Genomic DNA, 8,766 nt, shown 5'->3' with positions numbered 1-8,766 from the left:
CCGGGCGGCCCCGCCTCGGCCAGCCAGGCCTCGGCGTTCGCGCCGACATTGGTCGCAACGACCGGCAACCCCGCCTCGATGCAGGCTGCGACGGTCGCGCCGGTCGATGCGGCCCGCGCGGGAACGACCGCAAGCGCCCCGGTCCTGGCGGCACGGTCGAGCCTTGTGTTCAGGTCCGCATTCGCCAACAGGTTAAGCTTGAACGGCCATCGCTCGGCGCGCCGCACAACCAGTCCGCCGCTATGCTCGCCCATGATCCTTCCGAACGGACCAAAGGCGGTGATGCTAAGGTCCTTGGGCGCCGCCGTCGCAAGGATGTCCAGCGCATCGCACAACAGCGTCAGACCATCGCGATGCCGCCACCCGGCCAGCACGACAAGCTCGCTTGCGCTTCCCTTGCCGGTCGACGGCAGCGCGCCGGCAGGGTCTACAGCGTCCCGCAACAGCGGTATCACCGAAAACTTCCTGGCCTTCCAGCCCTTCGACACCATCCACCTGCGTAAGGCTGCCGACACGCAGATCGTCCCGTCGGCCATCTCGGCGCAATATTTCTCCATGAAGGCGACGGCAATCGCCGAGGTGCTGTCCATGAATGCCTTGTCGGCTTCATGCTCCCATTGCGCGGGAGCATGGGCGACGATGACGATGGGCGGCGCGGTGAACGCTGCTGTCTCGGCCGCGAGCAAGGTGAAGTAGGGCAGCCCGCCCTCGAGCGGCGCATAGACCAGGTCGTGGCCGGACCGTTCGAGATAGTGCAGCACGGCGGCCGACCGGCTCTCGGGCGTCGCCAGCGAGGGCAGCAACCGATCCGAGCTGTCGAGCACATGCAGCCGGACCGAGGTCGTCTCCAGCGCGTGGCGGTGCGCCGCCATCGTTTCGGAGGAGGGCTCTTGCTGGCCCGGCACCCATAGCAGGGTGACCTCGTCGCCGTCCGCGGCGAAAAGCCTGGCCAGCGCGACCATGGCCGCTTCGTCTTCGCCGCGACGGCCGATCACGCTCGTCATGACACAGACGCGGCGACGCCCGCCTTCCGGCTGCAACGGCCTTAGCTCCTTGCCACCAACGGCCATCGAAATTCCTTGTTCAGTTCCACCGCAAGCGCCTCCGCGGCGCGATCCCTTCCGTCATGATGCCCGTGCCAGGTTTACTTTTTGGTGATCATGCTTCTGCGCTGTCGGTAAACCAAGTCCTCAAGCAGTTCCTAAAATGGCTGTGCAATCAAACGACTGTTACAACTTTAGCGACGCGGCATAAGCAATCTTTACGGCTCCTGGCTAGTCATGACGGCATATCAGGAGGCGCAAATGAAAACGACAATGATGTTTCTCGGTGCGCTCGTCGTAATGGGCGCCACGGTCTCGGCGAGCTCCGCCGACCAACTTATGCGGCCGCGCATCAACCTCGGCAGTGCCAACGTCAAGACGATCAGCGGCGACCGCGGCGGCTATGTGATCGACTATGCTATCCGTGCGCTGAAGATGCGCCGCAGCGGCACCTTCGTGCGCTTCAGCGGCGCCTGCGACTCGGCCTGCACACTCTATCTGTCGATGCCCAGGAGCAAGGTCTGCATCACGCAGCGCGCGTCGTTCGGCTTTCACCTGCCGTATGGCGCCGGCGCGCGCGGCAACCAGGTGGCCGCCAATTTCATGATGAAGAACTATCCCGGCTGGGTTCGCGGCTGGATCGCCAAGCGCGGCGGGCTGAAGGGTTCCATCGCGACGATGACCTACGCCGATGCGAGCCGCTTTCTGCCGACATGTCCTTCCGAACAGCGCGGCACGACCATCGCCAGCCTCGGTCCGACCCGACTGCGCGGCGGCTGATCCCGCGAACCAGTGTTGAAAAGCATCACGATGGCGGGCGCTGGGCAGCGCCCGCCATCGCCGATCCATGCTGCGGCGGTGCAATTGATCCAAGGGGTCGTTGGTGTATTTTCGGTGCCGTCGTCGTCTTCGCGGGCCTCGTGCGAATGCAGCCATGTCAAAAGTTCGTGCTTATCGCCTCGCCAAGGACCGGATCCCAAGCGCTCAACCGCCATCTCAATCAGTATGACGGGATGGTGATGCATGGCGAGGTCTTCAATTCGACCTTTGTCGGCCTGCGCAACGACTACCACGAGAAGATGAACCTGCCCCGTGAGGCCGTCGAGGTGCGTGACGCCGACCCCGAGCAATTCATCGCGCGGATCTTCGACGACCCGGTGGCCCGCTTTGTCGGCTTCCACCTATTTCCCGAGCAGACGCGGCCGGCCATTCTTCCGGTGCTGGAAGACGACAGCGTCAAGAAGCTCTGGCTCGTCAGGAACCCGGTCGCGTCCTTCCTTTCACTGCTTGAGGCCGAGGCGTCCGGCGTCTGGACTGTCGATGCCTCGGAGCCGCTGCCCGCTGGCGATGACCGCAAGAAAGTGCGTTTCGACATCGACCGGTTTAATTCTTACCTCAACGAACTCAACCTGTTTCGGGCCAAGATCAAATCCGTGCTGTTCGAGACCGGGCAGCCATATTTCCCGATCCACTATGGCGACATCGCCGATCCGCTGGTCGGAAATGCCATCATAGCCTATCTCGGCGGCTCCCAGCGCCTCGACCGTTTCAAGACTGAGACCCTGAAGTCGCCGCCGCGCCCCTTTGCCGAGCGCATCGAGAACTACTGGGAATTCACCGCCTATTTCAGGGCCATTTCCACGGAAGCTTTATACGCGCTGGGGTGAGGGCGGTGCGGGCGGCGAGGGCGGTCGCGGCGCCGCCGTCGCCCTGCGTCGAAAGTTCGTCGGCTTCCGACCCTTAGCCGATGTCCGGACCGGCAGGCGGCGGGCCAAAAGCTGCGTCGATCAGGCGTTCGGTTAACCAATCCTCAACAAGCTTGGTTAACGCATGCTTGATTTTGTTGACTCTTTTTCGGCGCAGACCGATTCTGTCATGGGGGTTTGAAGGCTTTTGGCCGTGGCCGGGCCGAAGCGCAAACTGGCGGCGGGTATTCCTATGAGTGTTGCTGCGATTGCCGACATCATTGGCGGCACTGGCTCGGCGAGCCGTACCGGCATGGCGGGCAGGGCAGAGCCGTGAGCGTCCGGAGAGCATCGAAGGTGAGCCCGATTTCGGCGCGCGACGTGCGTTTCCGGCGCATGAGCCTGCAGATCATTTGCACTGGTCTGCTGTCGTGGCTGCTGCTTGGCGTCTACCGGAGCATCATCGTCGATCCGCAAACGACGCTTGGGGGCCTTGTGGCATCCATCCCCAAGGGATTGGCATCGAGCTACTACGACCTCGTCGTCATAGCGTCGATGACGGTGACAGCCTTGATCCTGCTCTTTCTGCTCAAGGCCAGCCGTCTTGGGTCCGCCGTCGTCTTCTTCCTTTTCTACCTTGCCGTCCTGGTGTCGCTGAGCTGGGGGTTTGCGAACATAAATCTGGTCAAGATGCTGGGCGAGCCGTTCACCTTCCAGTGGCTGGTCTATGGCGACTTCCTCCAGAATGCGGACGCCAGGAACGCCATGGGCGACGCGCTCAACTTCAGGGAAGTCGCTATCCTGTCGGTGTCCATCGCCCTGGTGCTTGTTCTCGGCTCTGCCGCGGCCAGACTGTGGCTGCGGCTGGGTGTCATCGGTCACAGGGTCCTTCTGGGCGCACTCGTGCTCGGCGTCGCGGGCGCCTTGGTCGGCACGGGCTATCACGTGCATGCGGAAGCGCTGCCGGCGGCGAAGATCGACAATCCGATCGTGCATTTCGTCGAATCGGCCCTGCTCAGTCCGACGCCGGTGGTGCTGACCATGAGCGCCAACGACAAGGATCCAGATGTCGCCAGCGTCGGCGAGCGTCCGCCGGAAACCTCCAGCTTCAAGGCGCCGACGCCGAATCCCATCAAGAACGTGCTGATCTTCATGATGGAGTCGGTGCCGTCAAAATACATCGAGACGTTTGGCGGCAAGTACCCGGTCACGCCGAACATCAAGAGCTATGCCGCGGACTCCATACGCTTCGACAACATCTACGCGCATGCCCCTTCCACGCATTACTCGCTATTTTCTCTGTTTACCTCGATGTACAACGACATCTCATACTACGGCATGACGATGCAGCATCCGTATCTGCCGCTGGATTCGATCTCCAACACGCTCTCCGCGCACAGCTTTCGCACCGGCTTCTTCTGGAGCGCGGATTCCCGGTTCCAGCGCGTCGACGAATTCCTGCTCAACAAGGGGCTTGATGCGATCCAGGATTATCGCGGGCAGAAATGCGCCACTCCCACCTTCAAGCTCAGTTCCGAGCAGTGGAAGAACATGGATTACAACAGTGATCTGTGCACGGCGCAGTCGACCATCGACTGGATGAACAAGGACGAGGGGAATCCTTTCTTCGCCATCATGTTCACGGCGATGACCCATTATCCTTACATCACCGACAGCCCGATGTTCTCGAAGATGGCGCCTTCCTCCCACACCGGGCTGGTCCACTACTCGGACGACGAAAAATTCAATGCCTACCTCAATGCCCTCAAGGTCGGCGATACGGCGCTTGGCGAAATCCTCGAGTCGCTGAAGCAGTCGGGCAAGCTCGATTCGACTTTGGTCGTGATCCTTGGCGATCATGGCGAGGCGTTCGGAGAGCATGACGACTATGTCCATGCCAGCGCGATCTATGAGGAGAACGTCCACATCCCGCTGATCATGATCAACAAGCATCTCTTCCATGATCAGGTCGTGCATTCCGTCGGCGGCATCGTCGACATCGCCCCGACCATCCTCGACATACTCGGTCTTCCGCTGCCCAAGCAGTGGCAGGGGCGCAGCCTGTTCAGCGAGCAGCGGCCGAACAAGACCTTCTTCTTCAATCCCTGGGCTGGCTTCCTGTTCGGCTACCGCGAGGACGACCGCAAGGTCGTCTTCAACGCGACCACCGGCAAGGTCGAGCAGTATGACCTCAAGGCCGATCCCGACGAGCGGACAAATCTCTTCAACGACAAAAGCGACCGCAACGCGCTGCTGCAGCCGATCGCCGGATGGGTGCAGTCGCAGCGGCGGCGCGTCGCCGATCTGGTCGCTGCCGAGGCCAAAAACACCGCGCGCTGCACCGTCACCAACCTGGAGATCGACGCCACCGGCACGGAGTTCGAAGGACCGCCGCGCCTGGATGTCCTGGTGGATGGCAAGCCCGTCGCCCAGATCAACGTGTCGGGCGTGCAAAGCAAGGCCGTAACGCCCGACGAGATCGGCGCCGAGCTGCAGGCGGCTTCGGCGGATGCAAAACCGTTCCGTGTCGACCTCAGCGCCGTGGCCAGCCCGCATTTGATCGAGCTTCGTTTTGCCAATGACCTGTGGGCTGGGCAGGGCAAGCCAGGCGATCGCAACCTGTTCATCAAGAGCGTCAAGGTGAACGGCCAGCTGGTGCCGAACAGCAGGCTACACAGCGACAACCGGGCCACCGGCTACACCGATGGCAGCGGCACCAGCATGTACAACAACGGATCGCTGTGGGTGAACGGCCCGTTTGTCGACGGATGCGTGTAGGGGGCGTTGGGCGGGGCGCCCCTCGATGCCCGGACGATCGTTCGCATTCTAATAATATCCGGCACGGCGGTTAAAGACGGTGCTCACCACGCCGTTTGCCTGAATTTTAATCAGCCCCCTCTAATATTTCCGGAGCAGCGAGACAGGCAGTCGGCATTCGGACCACTGTTCGCGACACAGATCTTTCGCCGGGGGGCGCGAGCCGAGGGCGAGAGGCTGGCGCAGGCCTTGCGCCTTGCCTCTTGCCCTCGGCCGCCATTGCCTGCGGTACCAGTCGACGAACTTCCGCAGCCCGTCCTCGACCTCGCAACCGCGGCAGGTTCTAGCGTCGCGCTGCCGCGCCTGGGCCTTGGTGGGATATTGCTGGCGCAAGTTCCATGAGAGTCCGGTCAAATCATGACGCCAGGCGATACCAGCCGTCGCTGTCGCTTTCATCCGGCCGCGGCCGCGCGACATAAGCCGACACCCCGTTCGCCTCGTGATAGACGCGCGCCAGCAATTCCGCCAGCACACCGGACGTCACCATCTGCACCCCAGCGATAAGCAGGAAGAAACCGGTGAACAGCATCGGGCGCGTGCCGATGTCCTGGCCGAGCAACAGTTTCAGGCACAGGAGATAGGCAAGCACCAGCGAGCCCACCGCGCCGAGCACGATGCCGATGCCGCCGAAGAAATGTCCGGGCCGCGTGCGGTAGCGCATGAAGAAATACATGAACACCAGGTCGAGCACGACCCTGAAGGTGCGCGAGATGCCGTATTTGGACTGGCCGTGGATGCGCGGATGATGGGTCACCACTTCCTGTGCGATGCGCCGCGGCGTCGTCACCGTCGCCAGCCAGGCCGGGATGAAGCGGTGCATCTCGCCATAGAGCCTGACGCTGCGGATGACGCTGCCGCGGAAGATCTTCAGGCTGCATCCATAATCCTTCAGCCGCACGCCGGTGACGCGCGCGATCAACCTGTTGGCGATGCGCGAGGGCAGCCGGCGCATCAGAAAGCCCTCCTGGCGGTCCTTGCGCCAGCCGGCGACGAGGTCGAGGTCCTCGTTGAGCAGGCGGTAGACCATTCGCGGTATGTCGAACGGGTCGTTCTGCAGGTCGCCATCGAGGGTGGCGATGACATCGCCGCGCGCAGCGTCGAGTCCTGCCTGCATGGCGGCGGTCTGCTTGTAGTTGCGTACCAGCTCGACCGCGTGCACGTGCGGCCCGTATTCAGCGGCGAGCCGCCGGATCTCAGCCGGCGTCGCGTCCGTGCTGCCGTCGTCGACGAGCACCACTTCCCACGGCTGGCTGTAGCCTTCCATCGCCTGATGGATGCGGGCGAGCAGGGGCTCGACATTGTCGGCCTCGTTGTACATCGGAATGACAATCGAGAGCTTATGCTCGGGCATGACCGCGCCGTCGGGCAAACCCGATGCAGGGATGGGCAGCAGGTTCATAGCGAGGGCTTCCTTGCAGCTTCCGCGGCCGGATCTTCCGGTAGCGTTGATTTCGAGGGGAACAGCCAGGCGATGGCGCCGGTGGCGATGGCCGAGCCGAAGATGAACAGATGCAGGGCGAGCGCCGCCTGCAGGCCGCTTTTCAAGGCGATGCCGGAGGTGAGCAATGCCGCCGCCGCGCCCGCCTCATAGGTGCCGAAGCCGGCGACGCCCTGCACCGGCAAGATAGCCGCGCCCTCGGCGCCGACCACGCCCGGAAAGGCGGTCGTGAAGGATGTCCCCAGCATCAGCGCCAGCAGCCATGCCTGCACCGAAAGCTTCAGCGCCCAGTTGGCGACCGTCCACCACCAGCCGTAGCGGGAGCGTCCCGTCGCCTCGGTGAAGATGTCGCGAATACGGCCGAGCTTGGCCACCACCCGGCCGCGCCCCGCCCAGTCGTGCGGCGCGCGCGCCCAGCGGGGCAGGTACCAGGCGACGACCATCAGCGCCGCGATCCCCGCAGCCCGCAGCGCTGGATGCAGCCCTGGCCACACCAGGCACGCGAGGATGCCGACGACGAAGGCGTCCTGCAGCCGGAACCATAGCAGCGAGGCGCTGGCGCGCATGATCGGGATGCCGAAAACCTGGCGCAAAAGCAGCGGAAAGGCCGTCTCGCCGCCGCGGAAGGGCACGACATTGATCATCGCGTTGTGGATCAGGATGACGCGCAGGCAGGCGCCGAAACGGCCGTTCACCTCGCCGCGGAATTCGTCGCAGACACGCAGCGCGCGCAGCACGTAGGTGACGAACAAGGCAACGGCCACGGCCACGAAGGCGGCGGGCGTGACGCGGTCGAAGGCGTCGCCCACCATCTTCCAGCGCGCGTCGCTGGCAAGCCAGGCCAGCAGCGCCAGGGTAACGACTATCGAGACTGCTCGTTTCAACCAATTCTCCGCAGGCTTCCGCCACCGCGTTCCGGTGGGCATCGGATGATGTCCGCTATTCCCGGCATCGGCCGGGGATCGGATCCATTGCCGGTTGTCGGCGGCCCGTAGGCCCAAAGCCCAAAGGCCGCGGCTCCTTCGATGCGGCTGCTCCTATAGACTAGCAGCCTGTTGGAATCCACAAGCTTGGTTCCGGCCCGTCGAGAAGGTGTGTTCGATCCGTTCGACAACGCCGATTGACACCGCTCTGCGCGTGGCGGTTAATAGCGGGCGGGGGCGGCAACTGCGATGCCTTGGGGAAGGCTTGGAGTGCGTGTTGGCGCTGGATCGGGGAGGCGACCACCAACATGCGACCGCGCACCATACCGACTGCTCAAAACGCATTGCCATATCAAGCGGAAAGTCGGGCGCGGCACCGTCCATTTGCGAGGCGCGCCTGGCTGATGGCTCTCATTGCGTGTGGCGAGCTTGCCGCTGCCGTGAATATGGCAGCCGCCAAGGATCGTGCCCCCGCCCAGGCCGTTCCAACGGCGTTCGAGATGCAGCTCTACTACGCGGATCGCACGTGGAACTGGGCGGATGGAGCCGCCTATTTCGCGCAGGACAGGCGCCTGCGCGCCTGGACGGCGAAACCGGATTCCACCTCCATCGCTGAAGGCAGATGGCTGCTGACCAATGACGGCAAGATGTGCATGGAGCTTGTCTGGCGGTCCAAGACCTATGCCGCGACGCCGATCCGCACCTGCTTCAGCCATCGCATCCATAACGGCAATGTCGAGCAGCGCATGGAGCCCGGTGGCGGGTGGTACAGCTTCAAGCACGCTTCTGGCAATGCCGCCGACGAGCATCGGAAGTTCCAGGAAGGCGACGCCAAGAGCATTGAGTTCGATACGGCCCGC

At 63.3% G+C, this 8,766-nt stretch carries 8 protein-coding genes; 4 read left to right on the top strand and 4 right to left on the bottom strand.

All coding sequences use genetic code 11. The features are described from left to right. On the bottom strand, window positions 1-1,070 hold a 1,070-nt coding region (locus EOA33_RS14985; protein WP_145989150.1), incomplete at its 3' end, for a glycosyltransferase. Window positions 1,071-1,304: 234 nt separating this feature from the next. Here EOA33_RS14985 and EOA33_RS14980 point away from each other — a divergent pair. Both EOA33_RS14980 and EOA33_RS14975 read left to right on the top strand, forming a co-directional pair. Further along, window positions 1,305-1,823 carry a hypothetical protein gene (locus EOA33_RS14980; protein ID WP_245455529.1) on the top strand — a complete coding sequence of 173 codons (519 nt, stop codon included), beginning with the start codon at window positions 1,305-1,307 and terminating at the stop codon, window positions 1,821-1,823. A gap of 146 nt (window positions 1,824-1,969) precedes the next feature. Next, complete coding sequence (locus EOA33_RS14975; protein ID WP_126055617.1) at window positions 1,970-2,710, top strand: hypothetical protein; 741 nt, start codon at window positions 1,970-1,972, stop codon at window positions 2,708-2,710. A gap of 73 nt (window positions 2,711-2,783) precedes the next feature. Here EOA33_RS14975 and EOA33_RS14970 read toward each other — a convergent pair whose 3' ends face one another. Beyond that, the gene (locus tag EOA33_RS14970; RefSeq protein ID WP_127399715.1) at window positions 2,784-3,080 is read right to left on the bottom strand and encodes a hypothetical protein; all 297 of its coding nucleotides are present in this window, start codon (window positions 3,078-3,080) and stop codon (window positions 2,784-2,786) included. Between the two features lie 5 nt (window positions 3,081-3,085). Here EOA33_RS14970 and EOA33_RS14965 point away from each other — a divergent pair, with 5 nt between their 5' ends. After that, window positions 3,086-5,506, top strand: a complete 2,421-nt coding sequence (locus tag EOA33_RS14965; protein WP_127405964.1) for a sulfatase-like hydrolase/transferase — start codon at window positions 3,086-3,088, stop codon at window positions 5,504-5,506. Window positions 5,507-5,900: 394 nt separating this feature from the next. Here EOA33_RS14965 and EOA33_RS14960 read toward each other — a convergent pair whose 3' ends face one another. Beyond that, entirely contained in the window at window positions 5,901-6,944 is a 1,044-nt protein-coding gene (locus EOA33_RS14960; protein ID WP_126055615.1) for a glycosyltransferase family 2 protein, read from the bottom strand. Beyond that, on the bottom strand, window positions 6,941-7,867 hold the full coding sequence (locus EOA33_RS14955; protein WP_126055614.1) for a lysylphosphatidylglycerol synthase domain-containing protein: 927 nt from the start codon (window positions 7,865-7,867) through the stop codon (window positions 6,941-6,943). Before EOA33_RS14955 ends, EOA33_RS14960 begins: the two co-directional genes overlap by 4 nt. A gap of 443 nt (window positions 7,868-8,310) precedes the next feature. Here EOA33_RS14955 and EOA33_RS14950 point away from each other — a divergent pair. After that, window positions 8,311-8,766: DUF995 domain-containing protein (locus tag EOA33_RS14950; RefSeq protein WP_127405963.1), on the top strand; the 456-nt coding region annotated here is incomplete at its 3' end.

Source organism: Mesorhizobium sp. M4A.F.Ca.ET.050.02.1.1, from assembly GCF_003997725.1.
In the GTDB taxonomy this organism is placed as follows: Bacteria; Pseudomonadota; Alphaproteobacteria; order Rhizobiales; family Rhizobiaceae; genus Mesorhizobium.
The sequence above is the reverse complement of the archived record's forward strand: the minus strand, read 5'-3'. Positions and strand labels throughout refer to the sequence as shown.